The organism is Klebsiella spallanzanii (assembly GCF_902158555.1).
In the GTDB taxonomy this organism is placed as follows: Bacteria; Pseudomonadota; Gammaproteobacteria; order Enterobacterales; family Enterobacteriaceae; genus Klebsiella; species Klebsiella spallanzanii.
In genome coordinates, this window is record NZ_CABGGS010000045.1 from 92,466 (window position 1) to 109,030 (window position 16,565).

General features: G+C 54.0%; 15 protein-coding genes and 1 other annotated feature. Of the genes, 5 read left to right on the plus strand and 10 right to left on the minus strand.

The window, feature by feature from the left end:
- Nucleotides 1-67 precede the first annotated feature (67 nt).
- Entirely contained in the window at nucleotides 68-547 is a 480-nt protein-coding gene (gene ybaK / locus FN082_RS25075; RefSeq protein WP_139541380.1) for a Cys-tRNA(Pro)/Cys-tRNA(Cys) deacylase YbaK, read from the plus strand.
- Between the two features lie 130 nt (nucleotides 548-677).
- Here ybaK and ushA read toward each other — a convergent pair whose 3' ends face one another.
- On the minus strand, nucleotides 678-2,330 hold the full coding sequence (gene ushA / locus FN082_RS25080) for a bifunctional UDP-sugar hydrolase/5'-nucleotidase UshA (protein WP_139541379.1): 1,653 nt from the start codon (nucleotides 2,328-2,330) through the stop codon (nucleotides 678-680).
- 163 nt (nucleotides 2,331-2,493) lie between these two features.
- Here ushA and FN082_RS25085 point away from each other — a divergent pair, with 163 nt between their 5' ends.
- The 4 genes from FN082_RS25085 to FN082_RS25100 all read left to right on the plus strand — a co-directional run bounded on the left by FN082_RS25085 (nucleotide 2,494) and on the right by FN082_RS25100 (nucleotide 7,092).
- A complete protein-coding gene (locus tag FN082_RS25085; RefSeq protein WP_142463985.1) occupies nucleotides 2,494-3,714 on the plus strand; it encodes an MFS transporter in 1,221 nt (406 codons plus the stop codon).
- 233 nt (nucleotides 3,715-3,947) lie between these two features.
- Entirely contained in the window at nucleotides 3,948-5,627 is a 1,680-nt protein-coding gene (ybaL, locus tag FN082_RS25090) for a YbaL family putative K(+) efflux transporter (protein WP_139541377.1), read from the plus strand.
- Between the two features lie 356 nt (nucleotides 5,628-5,983).
- The gene (locus FN082_RS25095) at nucleotides 5,984-6,472 is read left to right on the plus strand and encodes a fimbrial protein (RefSeq protein ID WP_268887497.1); all 489 of its coding nucleotides are present in this window, start codon (nucleotides 5,984-5,986) and stop codon (nucleotides 6,470-6,472) included.
- Between the two features lie 35 nt (nucleotides 6,473-6,507).
- Complete coding sequence (locus tag FN082_RS25100) at nucleotides 6,508-7,092, plus strand: fimbrial protein (protein WP_142982588.1); 585 nt, start codon at nucleotides 6,508-6,510, stop codon at nucleotides 7,090-7,092.
- Between the two features lie 56 nt (nucleotides 7,093-7,148).
- Here FN082_RS25100 and FN082_RS25105 read toward each other — a convergent pair whose 3' ends face one another.
- The 9 genes from FN082_RS25105 to FN082_RS25145 form a co-directional block, all read right to left on the minus strand.
- Nucleotides 7,149-8,453 carry an inosine/guanosine kinase gene (locus FN082_RS25105; protein WP_139541374.1) on the minus strand — a complete coding sequence of 435 codons (1,305 nt, stop codon included), beginning with the start codon at nucleotides 8,451-8,453 and terminating at the stop codon, nucleotides 7,149-7,151.
- Between the two features lie 63 nt (nucleotides 8,454-8,516).
- Complete coding sequence (hemH, locus tag FN082_RS25110) at nucleotides 8,517-9,479, minus strand: ferrochelatase (RefSeq protein ID WP_139541373.1); 963 nt, start codon at nucleotides 9,477-9,479, stop codon at nucleotides 8,517-8,519.
- A gap of 127 nt (nucleotides 9,480-9,606) precedes the next feature.
- Nucleotides 9,607-10,251, minus strand: a complete 645-nt coding sequence (gene adk, locus FN082_RS25115) for an adenylate kinase (protein ID WP_009653605.1) — start codon at nucleotides 10,249-10,251, stop codon at nucleotides 9,607-9,609.
- A gap of 211 nt (nucleotides 10,252-10,462) precedes the next feature.
- Nucleotides 10,463-12,337, minus strand: coding sequence for a molecular chaperone HtpG (gene htpG / locus FN082_RS25120; protein ID WP_142463982.1), 1,875 nt, complete (start codon nucleotides 12,335-12,337; stop codon nucleotides 10,463-10,465).
- A gap of 111 nt (nucleotides 12,338-12,448) precedes the next feature.
- The gene (gene recR / locus FN082_RS25125; protein ID WP_004129946.1) at nucleotides 12,449-13,054 is read right to left on the minus strand and encodes a recombination mediator RecR; all 606 of its coding nucleotides are present in this window, start codon (nucleotides 13,052-13,054) and stop codon (nucleotides 12,449-12,451) included.
- Entirely contained in the window at nucleotides 13,054-13,386 is a 333-nt protein-coding gene (locus FN082_RS25130; protein WP_004099673.1) for a YbaB/EbfC family nucleoid-associated protein, read from the minus strand. Before FN082_RS25130 ends, recR begins: the two co-directional genes overlap by 1 nt.
- A gap of 57 nt (nucleotides 13,387-13,443) precedes the next feature.
- Complete coding sequence (gene dnaX, locus FN082_RS25135; RefSeq protein WP_142982589.1) at nucleotides 13,444-15,348, minus strand: DNA polymerase III subunit gamma/tau; 1,905 nt, start codon at nucleotides 15,346-15,348, stop codon at nucleotides 13,444-13,446.
- Nucleotides 14,047-14,111: a sequence feature (DnaX frameshifting element), on the minus strand. Its footprint overlaps the gene before it by 65 nt.
- 92 nt (nucleotides 15,349-15,440) lie before the next feature.
- On the minus strand, nucleotides 15,441-15,992 hold the full coding sequence (apt, locus tag FN082_RS25140) for an adenine phosphoribosyltransferase (RefSeq protein WP_139541369.1): 552 nt from the start codon (nucleotides 15,990-15,992) through the stop codon (nucleotides 15,441-15,443).
- Between the two features lie 150 nt (nucleotides 15,993-16,142).
- Nucleotides 16,143-16,520 carry a DUF454 family protein gene (locus tag FN082_RS25145; protein ID WP_110273695.1) on the minus strand — a complete coding sequence of 126 codons (378 nt, stop codon included), beginning with the start codon at nucleotides 16,518-16,520 and terminating at the stop codon, nucleotides 16,143-16,145.
- Nucleotides 16,521-16,565 lie beyond the last annotated feature (45 nt).

The window sequence follows — 16,565 nt, forward strand, 5'->3', positions numbered from 1 at the left end:
CTATTTTTTAGACAGCCGTCGGGCGTATGCTTAAGTCACATGAAATCGGTTGGTAAGAAGGATAACGATGACTCCCGCCGTAAAATTACTCGAAAAAAACAAAATCCCTTTTAAGATCCACAGCTACGATCACGATCCGAACGAAACCAATTTTGGCGATGAGGTCGTGCGAAAGCTGGGGCTGAACGCTGACCAAGTCTATAAGACGCTGCTGGTCGCCATCAACGGCGATATGAAACACCTTGCCGTCGCGGTAACTCCGGTGGCGGGTCAGCTGGATTTGAAAAAGGTAGCGAAAGCCTTAGGCGCGAAGAAAGTGGATATGGCCGATCCGATGGTCGCTCAGCGCGTCACCGGTTACCTGGTGGGCGGTATCAGCCCACTTGGGCAGAAAAAGCGCCTGCCGACGGTAATTGACGCTCCGGCCCAGGCGTTTGCCGCCATTTATATTTCAGGCGGCAAACGCGGGCTGGATATTGAACTGGCGGCCAGCGATCTGGCGAAGATCCTTGAGGCGGAATTCGCCGATATCGCGCGGCGCGATTAGCTCCCGGTTTATCCGTCAGAGGGCAATCCCGGAGGCGGCGCTTGATGCGCCTTACCCGGGCTACAAAACCCAAACCGCACAGGCCTGTAGCCCCGGTAAGCGTAAGCGCCACCGGGGAATTGCTCAGACGTTACTGCCAGCTCACCTCGCCTTTCGGCTCAAACGCGCCAACATCCAGCGGCGAGTTCTGCTGGATATACTCTTTCAGCACCTCGGCGTCGATAAAACCGGTATTGACATAGCCCGGTTTGGTATCGATATGCGGATAGCCATCGCCGCCGGTAGCGTTAAAGCTCAGCGTCGCCATTCGGTAGGTTTTCGCAGGGTCTACCGGCTCGCCCTTGATGGTCAAATCGTTAAGCTTGCCGTCTTTAGCCACAAAACCAACGTTGGCAAACTGCGGATAAGCACCGGAATCCGGCTTCATCTGCGCCACGGCGGTCAGATACTCCGTGACTTCCTTGCCGCTCATATCGACATACACCAGCACGTTGCCGAAGGGTTGCACCTTCATCACGTCTTTATAGGTGATATCGCCCGCTTCAATTGAATCACGCACCCCGCCGCCGCTCATCACCGCGAAATCGGCATTGCTGCGCGCCATTTGCGCCGCCAGCAGCAGGCGGCCCATATTGGTTTGCACGAAACGCACCTTGCTGCGATCGCCTTCCAGATGCCCGTTTACGCTACCGATTTTTACCTGGAGCTGCGCTTTGCCTTTATTCTGAAACGGCGTCAGCAGAGAGAGCATCTGCGGGTTTTCGGCGATTTGCGGCGTATAGAGCACGCGCTCGCTGTCACCGTTATCGTAAGTCACCTTTTTCTTCAGGTTGACCGGGATCAGCTGATAGTGCACCAGCTTCATTTCACCATTGCGGAATTCAAAGTCGGCGCGGCCAACATATTTACCCCACTCATGGGCCTGGACTATCCAGATTCCATTCTGTTTATCCGGCGCGCACGGGGTGCCCGGCACATAATCCACCTGCTTTTTATTCTCAGACGCCATACATACCGGGTCCTGAGAGTGACCACCGACAATCATCGCCAGCGATCCTGCCGGCAAGCTACGCGCCATCTCAACGTCGCCCGGCGCATTAGAACCGTGCGCGCCGTTGTCATAATGTCCCATATGGGTGGTCGCCAGAATCACGTCCGGCTTTTCGTTCTGCTGCAGCTCCTGGATCACTAATTTGGCTTCTTCAGCCGGTTTACGGAATTCGATATCCGTAAAGTACTCAGGATTGCCAATTTTAGCCGTATCGTCCGTCGTCAGGCCGATAACCGCAATATTCAGCCCACCGCGTTTAAACAGCGCCCACGGCTTAAACAAACGCTCACCGGTGCTTTTCTGGTAAATATTGGCGGAGAGGAATGGAAACTTCGCCCATTTTTCCTGCTGACGCAGCACGCTCAGCGGGTTATCAAATTCATGATTGCCCACCGCCATCGCATCGTAGCCAATCAGATTCATGCCGCGAAAATCAGGTTCCGCGTCCTGTAAATCTGATTCCGGTACGCCGGTGTTAATATCACCACCGGATAACAGCAGCACGCTGCCGCCTTCTGCGGCGACCTCTTTACGAATACCGTCCACCAGCGTTTTTTGTGCTGACAACCCGTATTCACCATAATCGCTGCGCCAGAAGTGGCCATGATGGTCGTTAGTATGCAGGATGGTAATTTTGTAGGTTTTATCCTGTTCATAAGCCTGTGCTGACAAGCTCCCCAGCGATAACGCAGTAAACAGCGCCAGCGCAACGCCCCGCTTCATAAAGTGCATATTTCTCTCCCTGACGAAGTAACAAGTGCCGAAAGTATAGCGAGTTAGCAGATTAGACAAGTATGTTTTCAGAATTGCGACTTCCTTCAAACCTTAGGGGCAGGTATGTTAGGCAGATAATAATTCCACCTGCATCCTCTATAAAAAACACTTAAGTGAACCTATGGCAATGAATCAGACCGCACAACCCTTATCCGGCCCCGCTGCTGCGCCGCAAAAAGCACGCACTTCGTTTGGCATTCTCGGAGCGATTAGCCTCTCCCATTTGCTCAACGATATGATCCAGTCGCTTATTCTGGCGATTTACCCGCTGCTACAGGCCGAGTTTTCCCTGACCTTCGTACAGATCGGTTTGATCACCCTCACCTTCCAGCTGGCTTCGTCGCTGCTGCAGCCCGTTGTCGGTTATCTGACGGATAAACATCCAATGCCGTGGTCGCTACCCATTGGCATGTGTTTTACGTTGAGCGGCCTGGTGCTGCTGGCAATGTCCGGCAGCTTCGAAATGGTTCTGCTGGCCGCTGCGCTGGTGGGTACCGGATCTTCAGTCTTTCACCCGGAATCTTCGCGCGTGGCGCGTATGGCCTCAGGCGGACGCCACGGTCTGGCGCAGTCGATATTCCAGGTTGGCGGTAACTTTGGCAGCTCGTTAGGCCCGCTGCTTGCCGCCATTATTATCGCGCCATATGGCAAAGGTAACGTTGCCTGGTTTGTGCTGGCAGCGCTGCTGGCTATCGTCGTGCTGGCGCAGATCAGCCGCTGGTATGCCGCCCAGCATCGGATGAATAAAGGTAAACCAAAAGCGGTAATTGTTAATCCGCTGCCAAAAAACAAGGTCATCCTTGCCGTTAGCATCCTTTTACTGCTAATTTTCTCTAAATACTTCTATATGGCGAGCATCAGCAGCTATTACACCTTTTATCTGATGCAAAAATTCGGTTTATCGGTGCAAAATGCGCAATTCCACCTGTTTGCTTTCCTTTTTGCGGTAGCGGCAGGGACGGTGATTGGCGGGCCTGTTGGCGATAAGATTGGGCGTAAATATGTTATTTGGGGCTCTATCCTTGGCGTAGCGCCATTTACCCTTATTTTACCCTATGCAACGCTGGAATGGACCGGTATTTTAACGGTGATCATTGGTTTTATCCTCGCATCGGCCTTTTCTGCCATTCTGGTCTACGCTCAGGAGCTGCTGCCGGGCCGTATTGGCATGGTTTCTGGTTTGTTCTTCGGATTTGCTTTTGGTATGGGTGGCCTCGGAGCCGCGGTACTAGGGCTTTTAGCTGACCATACCAGTATTGAACTGGTCTATAAAATCTGTGCTTTCCTGCCGCTTCTCGGCATCCTGACGATATTTCTCCCTAACAACCACCAAAAGTCATGATTATCCGGCAGCCAAAGTGTAACTTTGGCTGCCACAATCCCTTATACCACCAGCATTACCCCGCATAACCTGCTGCCATTTTGCGGTCCGTGCTTTTTTGCGTGTCAATTCCATTTTTTTGCAAAATTCAACAATTATTCATAAACAAAACCACTGAAATTGTCATAAACTATTATTCGGTTTTTTGGTTTTTATACCGAAAATGGATCAGCTCACCACTGCAAGGAGACGGAATGCACCACGCAACACCGCTAATCACCACCATTGTCGGCGGCCTTGTGCTCGCCTTTATTCTCGGCATGATTGCCAATAAGCTACGTATTTCTCCTCTGGTGGGATATTTATTAGCGGGCGTGCTGGCCGGACCTTTTACCCCTGGTTTCGTTGCTGATACCAAGCTGGCGCCGGAACTGGCTGAGCTTGGCGTGATCCTGCTGATGTTCGGCGTGGGTCTGCACTTCTCTTTAAAAGATCTGATGGCGGTAAAGGCCATTGCCATCCCTGGCGCAATCGCCCAGATAGCCGTGGCGACGCTATTGGGTATGGCGCTCTCTGCAATGTTAGGCTGGTCGCTGATGACCGGCATCGTTTTTGGTTTGTGTCTTTCTACCGCCAGTACCGTGGTGCTGCTGCGCGCGTTGGAAGAACGACAGCTTATTGATAGCCAGCGGGGGCAAATCGCCATCGGCTGGCTGATTGTTGAAGATCTGGTGATGGTGCTGACGCTGGTTCTGCTGCCGGCCGTCGCTGGTATGGCGGAGAAAGGCGACGTTGGTCTGGCCTCCCTGGCCCTCGATATGGGCATTACCATCGGTAAAGTCGTCGCTTTTATTGCCATTATGATGCTGGTCGGCCGCCGCCTGGTGCCGTGGATTATGTCACGCAGCGCCGCCACCGGTTCACGCGAGCTGTTTACGCTGTCGGTACTGGCGCTGGCGCTCGGTATCGCCTTCGGCGCAGTTGAGCTGTTTGACGTCTCCTTCGCCCTGGGCGCGTTCTTCGCCGGTATGGTGCTGAATGAATCCGAACTGAGCCATCGCGCAGCCCACGATACGCTGCCGCTGCGCGATGCGTTCGCCGTTCTGTTCTTCGTTTCTGTGGGTATGCTGTTTGACCCGATGATCCTGCTGGAGCAGCCGCTGGCGGTACTGGCTACGCTGGCAATCATTATTTTCGGTAAATCGGCTGCCGCTTTCTTCCTGGTAAGGATGTTTGGGCACTCACCGCGCACCGCGCTAACGATTGCCGCCAGCCTGGCGCAAATCGGCGAATTCGCCTTTATCCTTGCGGGTCTGGGAATGGCGCTGAATCTGCTGCCGCAGGCCGGGCAAAATCTGGTGCTCGCCGGGGCGATAATCTCAATCATGCTCAACCCGGTGCTGTTTACCCTGCTGGAAAAATACCTCGATAAAACGGAGACGCTGGACGATCAGACGCTGGAAGAGGTGCTTGAAGAAGAGAAACAGATCCCCGTCGATATTTGCAACCATGCGCTGCTGGTGGGTTTCGGTCGCGTCGGCAGCCTGCTCGGTGAAAAACTGATGGCTCAGGGCGTACCTCTGGTGGTCATCGAAACGTCGCGTACCCGCGTAGACGAGCTGCGTGCGCGGGGCATTCGCGCGGTATTAGGTAATGCCGCCAACGAAGAAATTATGAACCTGGCGCATCTGGACTGCGCCCGCTGGCTGCTGCTGACCATACCTAACGGCTATGAAGCCGGGGAAATTGTCGCTTCGGCGCGTGAGAAGTGCCCGAATATCGAAATCATCGCGCGCGCCCATTATGACGATGAAGTGGAATACATCGTTGAACGCGGCGCTAATCAGGTCGTCATGGGTGAGCGGGAAATCGCTCGCGCAATGATAAACCTGCTGGAAACGCCGCCAGCGCCGCTGGAAGTGACCACAGGCTAAGATAGATAGCGGGGCCGATCGCAAAAAACGTCGGCTCCGCACGTTCTTTATTATAGGTTATTACGCAAACAGCCAATTTATAGAATTAATTAATCAGCTGCCATCATTGAAAAAAAACATTTCATATTATCTTCATCTCATTTTAAATCATCAAAAATAGCATAGACTTAGCATTATTCATCATTAATATCCCGCCATTTTATTTACCCTCAGGATAATATTATCTATCCTGTGAACTTCAAGAAACCGTCCATATATAAGAGGGTTGCGTAATAATGGGTAACAGATATCAACCATGGGCGCTATTATTAGCTATTCTCGTAACGTCCCCAAATTCCCACGCCGTTGATGGCACAATGATATTCAGGTCCACGCTAAGAGCGGGAGCCTGTATGATTAGCGCGGATACTCCAGATGTATATAAAGGACTACGCGACCTCACAATTCCGTTGCCCGTCGTGTCGACTATGGACCTAAGCGGTAGCGTACAGTTTAATATCTCTATCTCATGCCAATGGACAGAGTTAGTTAATCTCGACAACGTGAAAGTCAGTATGACTTCAGATGCAACCAGCAGCGATGGCGTATTGTTAAATACCGCAAAAAACGGCGCCACCAACGTCGGGATCCTGATCCGCCATGATTCAGGGGCCCCGATAAAAGTGAACGGTCCCGCCGAGAGCAGCAGTGCAACACCGCGCTACAGAACCGGCACAACATGGAATGTCCACGGAAGTTATCTGACAATGAAATATAGCGCTTCCTATCAAAAACTGGATCCCTCTCAGGCCGTCACCCCCGGCCCCGTACAGAGCGTACTGAATTATGAAGTTATCTACTTTTGATACCAGCGGATACGAATGAATAAAAGGACGACATTATGTTAAGCGTTATACGAATAACGATGATGGTATTCACGCTATTATCCGCCGCCGTATGGGCTACCGACGGCAGTCTTAATATTGAAGGTCATATTATTAATGGAACCTGTAAAGTTGAAGGCGTCGTTATAGACCCTGATGAAGGCGGCAGCGGTGTTCCCAGCCCGAATATTGACTTTGAATTTGCCTCCAACGTTTTTATTGATGGTGACACGCAAAGCACCAACCAGACAGGTGACGTCCGTTTTTTCATCCGGCTTGCCCATTGTCAGGCCACAGCGGAAATGCAAAATGTCCGCCCACGCTTTCTGACCTCCGGAACCCTGGATAGCGGCGGCAGGTTAATCAATATGGATAAAAATGGTCCGCAGAACTTTTCAATGTATATCTATAGCAACCAGGATGTGGGTTATCCCGCCGACATGATCGGTTTTAACCAGAGCACTGGAAAGAGCTACCCTCTGCCGTTATCCCCAGAAAAAATGGATATGCACTACATCTTCAGGATATGGAAAACCGATGGTCAGCCTACGAAGGTCGGACCGATTCTCGGTATCATTAGCTATGAAGTCGAATATTTTTAATACCCCGGAATCAGCGATAAACCACCTTTTCCGGGATACATATTATCGATCGGGAGTTAACGATCCCAGTAGGCCTCTTCCAGGCTATCTTCGCGCTCAGGCAGACCTCGGGTCAGACGCGGCGAATGCTGATTCAGCACCTGGTAGCTCACGCGGTTGGCGTATTTACATACCTGCGCCAGGGATGAATAGGTCAGCCACTTGCACTTATGCTTGCTGGAGTTCGGCACGTTATTGCGATGATAGTTGTTGGCGGTGATATCATGCAGCAGCGCCGCCAGCGCACCGTCGCCCGCGCCATTGGTATTCATGATCTTCTCCGGCCCGCCCATATAGGGTGCGATATGTGAATAAATACGCAGCGGATTCACGCAATCCTGATGGCGCATCGCGCGGCTGAACTCAAACTGGTTAAACTCGGCAATCGCTCCCGGCAGCAGTGGATGCTGGGTTTTACGCTTAGCCTCTTCCTCAGTAAAACTCGCCATATAAAGCCCGGCAGGGCCGGCGGTGCACAGCACGAGGTCAACCCACTCCAGCGCCTTATCCGAAGCCAGCAGCGGATCGCCAATGCCCGTCAGCGCTTCCGCTTCCTCTTCGTTCATCGCCAGAATAGAGACGTGCTCCTTAAGGAACGTCTGCCACCACTGCGGGTTATCAGCGATGACGTATTTGGTTCCCAACGTCAGGACCACCGGCACATCATGCTTTTTCGCATATTCGATTGCTTTCATCGTCGCGTCCGGCATCGGCTCGCCCGGCTTGCAGCGTACAAGGTAGGAAGTCAGCACCAGCGCGGAGGCTCCGGCGATTACGCTTTCCGGGATGCTTTCCGCGCGCAGCTTATTCATATGACCGGGGCTAATGGCGAAAGTACGCTCGCCGGAATCGCTAATCAGCGTAAAGCAGCGTCCAATCGCACCATCAACCCCTTGCAGATAGTTAAGGTCAGTACGGCTGGAGGTATTGCACAGATAGCGGTATGCGTAGCCGCCAATTTCAATATTGCGGCACATGACGCCAAGCAGGACGGAACGATCGTCCGCCAGTACAGAGTAGTTATGCATGGTGTTGCCAATCGTACCGCCCGCAAACTGGTGGGTAATCAGATCGTTGCGCACCAGTTCCTGATATAGCGCTTCGGCGACATCATCTTCAATCACCAACGAATGCCCAGCGCTCAGGCCGTAGCGTACGATAAACGCCTCATCCACTTTCGCTTCGATATCTACCAGCGTTTGATCGATGCCGACCACCCAGGCGACGTTGGACTCATTGTCCGGCTGAATTTGTTGCAGCAGCGGATCGCGAGCGTTGACAGGAAAGTAGTGTTTGGATTTGCGTTTACCGGGAAATTTCATAGTGGTGATTTATTGGCAGTGAACAAGCGGGGAATAGTAGCATACTCCCCGCTGCGCGCGCGATCAGCGATATTTCGCCGTCAGGTTAACCATCATTTCAATATGCGCGGCGTCCGCATTAAGTGCAGGAATGTACTCATATTGCTGGCCACCGGCTTCAAGGAATATTTCCCGGTTTTGCACGGCGATCTCCTCGAGCGTCTCCAGGCAATCGGCGGCAAAACCAGGGCAGATAACCTGGATATGCTTCACGCCCTTCTCACCGAGCATTTTCAGCGTTTCGTCAGTATAGGGCGTCAGCCAGGGTTCACGGCCAAAGCGCGACTGGAAAGTCATCATCACCCGGTCATGCGATAGCCCCAGAGCCGAAACCAGCTCGCGGGTGGTATCCCGACAACGCTGAGGATAGGTATCCCCTTGCTGAGCATAACGCTGCGGGATCCCATGATAAGAGAGCAGAAGTAAATCAGGCTCACCATGCACCGCAAACGAAGCGCGCACGCTGGCGGCCAGCGCGTGAATATAGTCCACATCATCGGCATAATCGCGAATAAAGGAGATGCCAGGGATTGCGCGCTTTTTGGCAAGAATACGCGCCAGTTCATCCCAAACTGCAGCCACAGTGGAGCAGGAGTATTGCGGATAAAGCGGTAGCACCACGATATGGTCAACGTCCTGATCCAGCAGTTCATCGACCGCGCGGTCCAGAGAGGGCGAGCCGTAGCTCATTCCCAGCGCAACTGGCGTATCCGGCAGGCGGTCGGCCAACGCCTGCTGCTGCTGGCGGCTGTAGACCATCAGCGGCGAACCTTCTTCCATCCAGATGGACTGGTATAGCTTAGCCACTCGCGGCGCGCGCAGAGGCAGGATCACACCGCGCAGCAGCGGCCACCACAGCAGACGGGAGGTATCCACCACGCGCTTGTCGCTGAGAAATTGTCGCAGATAGCGCTTCACCGCATCGGGCGTGGGCGCATCGGGAGTGCCTAAATTGGCTAATAAAATACCTGTTTTCGTCTGATGCATTACCGCCTCTTAACCATTTGAATCGCTGACAATTGTAGCTTAAATGGCGCTAAACGGAACCAATCATAGAAAAAGGTAATATGAGAGAAGTTCTCATCCCGCAGCTGCAGGATGAGAACCGACGGAATTAACCGAGGATTTTTTCCAGCTCTACGCGAACGTCAGCAACCGCTTTGGTGCCATCGACTTTCGCGTATTGGGTATTGCCCGCTTCAGCTTCTTTCTGATAGTAGCCGATCAGCGGAGCCGTCATCTGATGATACTCAACCAGACGCTTACGTACGGTCTCTTCCTGATCGTCTTTACGGGTGGTCAGCTCTTCGCCGGTCACGTCGTCTTTGCCTTCAACTTTCGGCGGATTAAATTTGATGTGATAAACACGACCGGAAGCGGCGTGAACGCGACGACCGATGATGCGATCAACGATCAGTTCGTCAGGAACGTCGAATTCCAGCACGTAATCCACGGCAATGCCCGCTTCTTTCATCGCGTCAGCCTGCGGAATGGTACGCGGGAAACCGTCCAGCAGGAAACCGTTGCGGCAATCTTCCTGAGTAATACGCTCTTTCACCAGCGCGATAACCAGTTCGTCGGTCACCAGCTTACCGGCGTCCATAATATCTTTTGCTTGTTTGCCCAGCTCGGAGCCTGACTTCACCGCGGCACGCAGCATGTCACCGGTGGAGATTTGCGGAATACCGTATTTCTCCATGATGAACTGAGCCTGAGTTCCTTTACCCGCGCCCGGAGCGCCAAGCAGAATAATACGCATTACGAAAATCCCCTCAAAAGTTGATTCAATTTTTCAAAAAACGCTAAACCATACCACCAGAACGCGGATGGCTCAAGGAAGGCGGGGCGGCTGAAACGGTTAATGGTGAGATATTTTACGTAGAGTGCGGTTGGATGCCCTCACCCCGGCCCTCTCCCACAGGGAGAGGGAGAAAAACAGCACCGGGTGAGGGGTTAGGGTGAGAGTAAAATTACGACGCCAGCAGCTGATTCATGCGGCGGATAAACTGGTTCGGATCTTCCAGCGTCCCGCGCTCGGCCAGCAGCGCCTGATCGAGAAGCAGCTCAACCCACTCGCCGAACTGCGCATCGTCCTGAGTATCGGCAGCGCGTTTCACCAACGGATGAACCGGGTTCAGTTCAAAAATGTACTTCACTTCCGGCGCGGCCTGGCCCGCAGCGGCAAACAGTTTCGCCATCTGGGTGCTCATTTCATCCGCATCGGTGGTGACGATGGCCGGAGTATCGGTCAGACGATGGGTCAGACGAACCTCTTTCACCCGGTCGCCCAGCAGGGTTTTGGCACGCTCAACGAACGGCTCCAGCGCCTTCTCGGCCTCTTTCGTGGTTTCATCCACTTCGTCGGTCAGCTTATCCAGCGACTCATCGGCTTTCGCGACCGACTGGAACGGCTTACCGTCGAACTCGGTCAGATAGCTCATCATCCACTCGTCGATGCGGTCGGAAAGCAGCAGAACTTCAATACCTTTCTTACGCAGCAGTTCCAGATGCGGGCTGCTCTTCGCGGCGGCATAGCTGTCGGCGGTGATGTAGTAAATCTTCTCCTGCCCTTCTTTCATGCGGGAGACGTACTCTTCCAGCGACACGGTCTGCGCAGCAGAATCAGTATGGGTGCTGGCAAAGCGCAGCAGTTTAGCGATGGTCTGCTGGTTAGCATTGTCTTCCGCCGGGCCTTCTTTCAACACCAGGCCAAACTGCTGCCAGAAGGTCTGATATTTTTCCGCGTCGTCTTTTGCCAGTTTTTCCAGCATTTGCAGGGCGCGTTTGCTCAGCGCGGTGCGCAGATTGCGGGTGACGCTGCTGTCCTGGAGGATTTCACGCGAGACGTTCAGCGGCAGATCGTTAGAATCCACGAGGCCGCGTACGAAGCGCAGGTAGTTCGGCATAAACTGCTCAGCGTCATCCATGATGAAGACGCGCTGTACGTACAGCTTCAGACCATGTTTATGATCGCGATTCCACATATCCCACGGCGCCTGCGACGGGATATATAGCAGGCTGGTGTACTCCTGCTTACCTTCAACGCGGTTATGGCTCCAGGTCAGCGGATCGCTGTAGTCGTGAGCAATGTGCTTGTAGAATTCGTTGTACTCGTCGTCTTTAATTTCCGACTTATTGCGGGTCCACAGCGCCTGGGCTTTGTTAATTTTCTCCCAGGAGATAACGGTTTCACCGTCAACTTCTTCACGTTTTTCAATCTCAACCGGCAGCGCGATATGATCGGAGTACTTGCTGATGATCGAACGCACGCGCCAGTCATTGAGGAAATCGTCCTCACCTTCACGCAGGTGCAGAGTGATCTCGGTTCCGCGATCGGCTTTGTTGATGTCGGCAACGGTATATTCACCTTCGCCAGCGGATTCCCAGAACACACCGTTTTCAGCGCTGTCGCCCGCCGCGCGGGTACGAACGGTGACTTTATCGGCAACAATAAACGCCGAATAGAAGCCCACACCGAACTGGCCGATCAGTTGGCTGTCTTTTGCCTGGTCAGAGCCCATAGACTCAAGGAATGCTTTGGTGCCGGACTTCGCGATGGTGCCGAGATGGTCAATTACTTCATCGCGGTTCATACCAATGCCGTTATCGGCAATGGTCAGGGTGCGGTTGTCTTTATCAAATGAAACACGCACGCGCAGCTCGCCGTCGCCTTCGTACAGATCCGGCTGGGACAGCGCGCGGAAGCGCAGCTTGTCGGCCGCATCGGAGGCGTTGGAAATCAGCTCACGCAGGAAAATTTCTTTATTGGAATAAAGAGAATGGATCATCAGGTGCAGAAGCTGTTTTACCTCTGACTGAAAACCACGAGTTTCTTGTCCTTTCATCTAAATCAACCTCAACAATGCCATTGTTAATGGTAAAAAAACCGTTGAGTGTGAGATGGGGACAGAGAGGGAAATTTTCAAGCGGAGGCCCTGAAAAGCGCCTCCGTTTGATTAAAAACGAATCTTATGCCGCCCGGCGAGAGAGTGGGACAGCGTAGTGCCGTCTACCATTTCCAGCTCGCCGCCAACCGGTACGCCATGGGCAATACGGCTCGCGTCTACGCCATACTGCGCGCAAAGCTCGGCAATATAGTTCGCAGTGGCCTCGCCTTCAACCGTAGGGTTGGTGGCGAGGATCACTTCCTGCATCGATTCGTCACGCAGACGCTGTTCCAGACGATCGAGCCCAATATCATCCGGCCCAATACCGTCGAGCGGCGACAGATGGCCCATCAGCACAAAGTAGCGACCGGAAAATTGCCCGGTCTGCTCGATGGCGTAGATATCCGCCGGGCTCTCTACAACGCAGATCTGGCCGTTTTCTTTACGTCGCGGGTTGCTGCAAATATTGCACACTTCCTGCTCGGTGAAGGTGCGGCAATCAGCGCAGTGGCCGATTTCCGACATCGCGCGCGTGAGCGCCTGCGCCAGACGCATTCCGCCGCTGCGGTCACGCTGCAGCAGGGTAAACGCCATACGCTGCGCCGACTTCGGGCCAACGCCCGGCAGGCAGCGCAGTGCTTCCATCAGCTGCGTTAACAGCGGGCTGGTCTGCATCAGAACGGCATCTTAAAGCCTGGCGGCAACTGCATACCGGCAGAAACAGACGCCATTTTTTCTTTCTGGGTTTCTTCGATGCGGCGGGCAGCGTCGTTAAACGCGGCGGCAACCAGATCTTCCAGCATCTCTTTGTCGTCTTCCAGCAGGCTCGGGTCGATCTCAACGCGGCGGCAGTTATGCGCGCCGTTGATGGTGACCTTAACCAGACCGGCACCGGATTCACCGGTCACTTCCAGTCGGGCCACTTCTTCCTGCATCTGCTGCATTTTTTCTTGCATCTGCTGGGCCTGTTTCATCAGGTTACCCAGACCGCCTTTTCCACCAAACATAGGCTACTCTCTCAGTATGTCGTCGTTAAGGATGCTGACCGCAAGCCAGGCTTGCAATCAAATGGGGCGAATACTCTCTTCATCCAAATCTGCGTCGAAGAATCGACGCAGCGTCTGAATGTTATTATCCGCGATAATCGCTTCGCGCGCCTGCGCGAGCTTTTCTTCATAAATTGCCTGCCGCCACTCAAGCGGCGTGCGCATCGCGGGATTATCATCTTCCACGATGGTCAATTCAACCGGCGTACCGTACAAAATACCCAACGCTTCCGCCAGCTTTTGCTGAGCGCCTGCCGAGTTCAGATGGCGCTGGCTTGGCCGTAAGTGCAGGCAGACACGGTTACCCTCTTGCTCTTTCCATGCGTTGAGAGCCACCTGTTCCACCAGTTTGGGTACCGCGAGCTGGCTGACTTCCGCCGCCCAGCTATCCCGCTCGACCGCTTCGATGGCCAGCTTAGCCGCCAGTTCTGGCGTTTTTTCATGCTCCAGCGCTTTTTTCAGCGCCTTCGGCGTAGCGACTTCGACTTTGACCTCTTCAACCGGGGTCGTCGATTTCCAGCGATAGGCCTCTTTCTTCGCCGGAGCCTGCTCCAGCGCAGCAGCAGCCGGACGTGCCTGTACGCGCTCGGTAATCGAACTCAGACGTTCCAGCGCGGCATTATTCACCGGCCGCGCGCGGGAAGCGGCTGCCGGTTCACTCTTTTTTGGGGTGGGTGCTCCCTGACTACGCTGCAGCTGGCTGCGGGCCGCCAGCACCTGGCTGGTGGTCTGCGGCAAATTCTGCGGCGGCGGCGGAGCAGATACCGGGACAGACTGCTGTACAGGTACGGCCTGAGCAGCCTGTACCGGCGGCGCTTCGGGCTCCGGTAACGGCATGCGCGGATGGAACGCCAGCGCCCGCAGCAGCGTCATTTCGACGCCCATGCGTCTGTCTGGGGCATACGGCAGCTCTTTGCGGCCAATCAACAACGTTTGATAGTACAGTTGAACGTCGGTTGGCGGCACCGTCCGCGCCAGCTCGCGCATACGCAGCTCTATCGCCGCCATATCCGTTCCTAACGCCGACGGAGAGAGTTGCACCATCGCAATGCGGTGCAGCAGACTCTGCATCTCAACCAGTAAAGCTTCCCACTCCACGCCGCGCGCGGCCGCTTCATTGACGCCCGCCATCACGCGTTCGCCGTCGGCGGCCACCAGCGCTTCAATCAGCGAAAGCGCCTGATCGTCGTCAAGAGTGCCAAGCATGGAGCTAACCGATTCAGTCGTTAAGCGACCATCGCCGCTGGCAATCGCCTGATCGGTCAGGCTCAAAGCATCGCGCAGGCTACCATCCGCCGCGCGCGACAGCAGCTGCAGCGCGCGCGGTTCAAAGGAAATTTGCTCCGCGCCGAGAATATGCTCTAGCTGATGGCGAATCTGTTCAACGTCCAGCGCCTTGAGATGGAACTGCAGGCAGCGGGAAAGAATCGTCACCGGCAGCTTTTGCGGATCGGTCGTCGCCAGCAGGAATTTAACGTGCGCAGGCGGCTCCTCCAGCGTTTTTAACAACGCATTGAAGCTGTGGCGCGATAGCATATGGACTTCATCGATCAGATAGACCTTGAAGCGACCACGGGCCGGCGCGTATTGAACGTTATCCAGCAGATCGCGGGTATCTTCGACTTTAGTTCGTGAGGCGGCATCGATCTCAATCAGATCGACAAAGCGCCCCTGCTCTATTTCGCGGCAGTTATCGCAAACGCCGCAAGGGGTAGCGGTAATGCCGGTTTCGCAGTTTAGTCCTTTTGCCAGCAGGCGCGCGATGGAGGTTTTCCCCACTCCGCGGGTGCCGGAAAAGAGATATGCGTGATGAATGCGCCCTAACGACAAGCCGTTCGCCAGTGCGGTCAGCACATGTTCCTGGCCGACGACGTCAGCAAAGGTTTGTGGGCGCCATTTACGGGCTAAGACCTGATAACTCATGGGCTGGCTCTGAAACGCTGGAAGGTGAAATCACGAGGGGGTCATGCTATCACAGCCCCGCCCAATCAGCGAGGCTATGTGGAGGGAAATGCTTAGTGGCCCGGGAAAGGCACCAGGCTATAGCAATTGATTCCCTGTTTTTCCAGACGCTGTTCGCCGCCCAGATCAAACAGATTGATAATAAAGGCCGCATCATGCACTTCGCCGCCCAAACGACGAATCAGTTTGACGGTTGCGTCGATGGTACCGCCGGTCGCCAGCAGATCGTCAACCACCAGAACCTTATCGCCTTCTTTAATGGCATCAACGTGGATTTCCAGCTGATCGGTGCCATATTCAAGCTCATAGCTTTCTGCGATAGTTTCACGTGGCAGCTTACGCGGCTTGCGTACCGGAACAAAGCCTACGCCCAGCGCCAGCGCAACCGGTGCGCCAAACAAGAAACCACGCGCTTCGGTGCCCACCACTTTGGTAATACCCGCGTCTTTATAACGCGCCGCCAGCAGCTCAATACTGAGCGCATAGGCTTTCGGGTCTTCCAGCAAGCTGGTGACATCACGGAAAAGGATGCCAGGTTTCGGATAGTCCTGGATGCTTTGGATGCTGTTCTTCAGATATTCAAGCTGCTGTGCTGTTGCGGTCATAAGTTTATGCCTGATTAAAACGGTGTTACTCGCGGGCATGCCAAATGGGTCAAAGAAACATTTGTTTAACCTTTGACCAGGCTTACCCGCGCTCGAAAACGCCAGAATTTACTGTCTGTCAGCGACAATTGCAACCATCATTATTGCGCATCAGTGCTTTTGTTGCTTTGCATCAACCACCGGAATGCGCCACATAAATATCAGCAGACAGGTCAAAATCACCAGCAGCAGGATGCGCACCCAGGTAAGATTAACCAGCCAAAGGGAAATAGCAAAGGTCAGCAAAATCATCACCACCGCCCGCGGTTTAGCACCCGGCGGCATAGCACGGTATTTCTGCCAGTGACGTAGATAGCCGCCAAACCATGAACGGTACAAAAGCCAGTGGTGAAAGCGCGGCGATGAACGGGCAAAACACCATGCGGCAAGCAGGATAAACGGCGTCGTCGGCAGTAGCGGCAAAAACACGCCCAGCGTTCCCAGCGCTACCGCGAGCCAGCCAATGATGATCAAAATAATACGTGGCATAATGCGAATCGTTATCAAAAAGATAACGTTAATGTAGCACAGTTG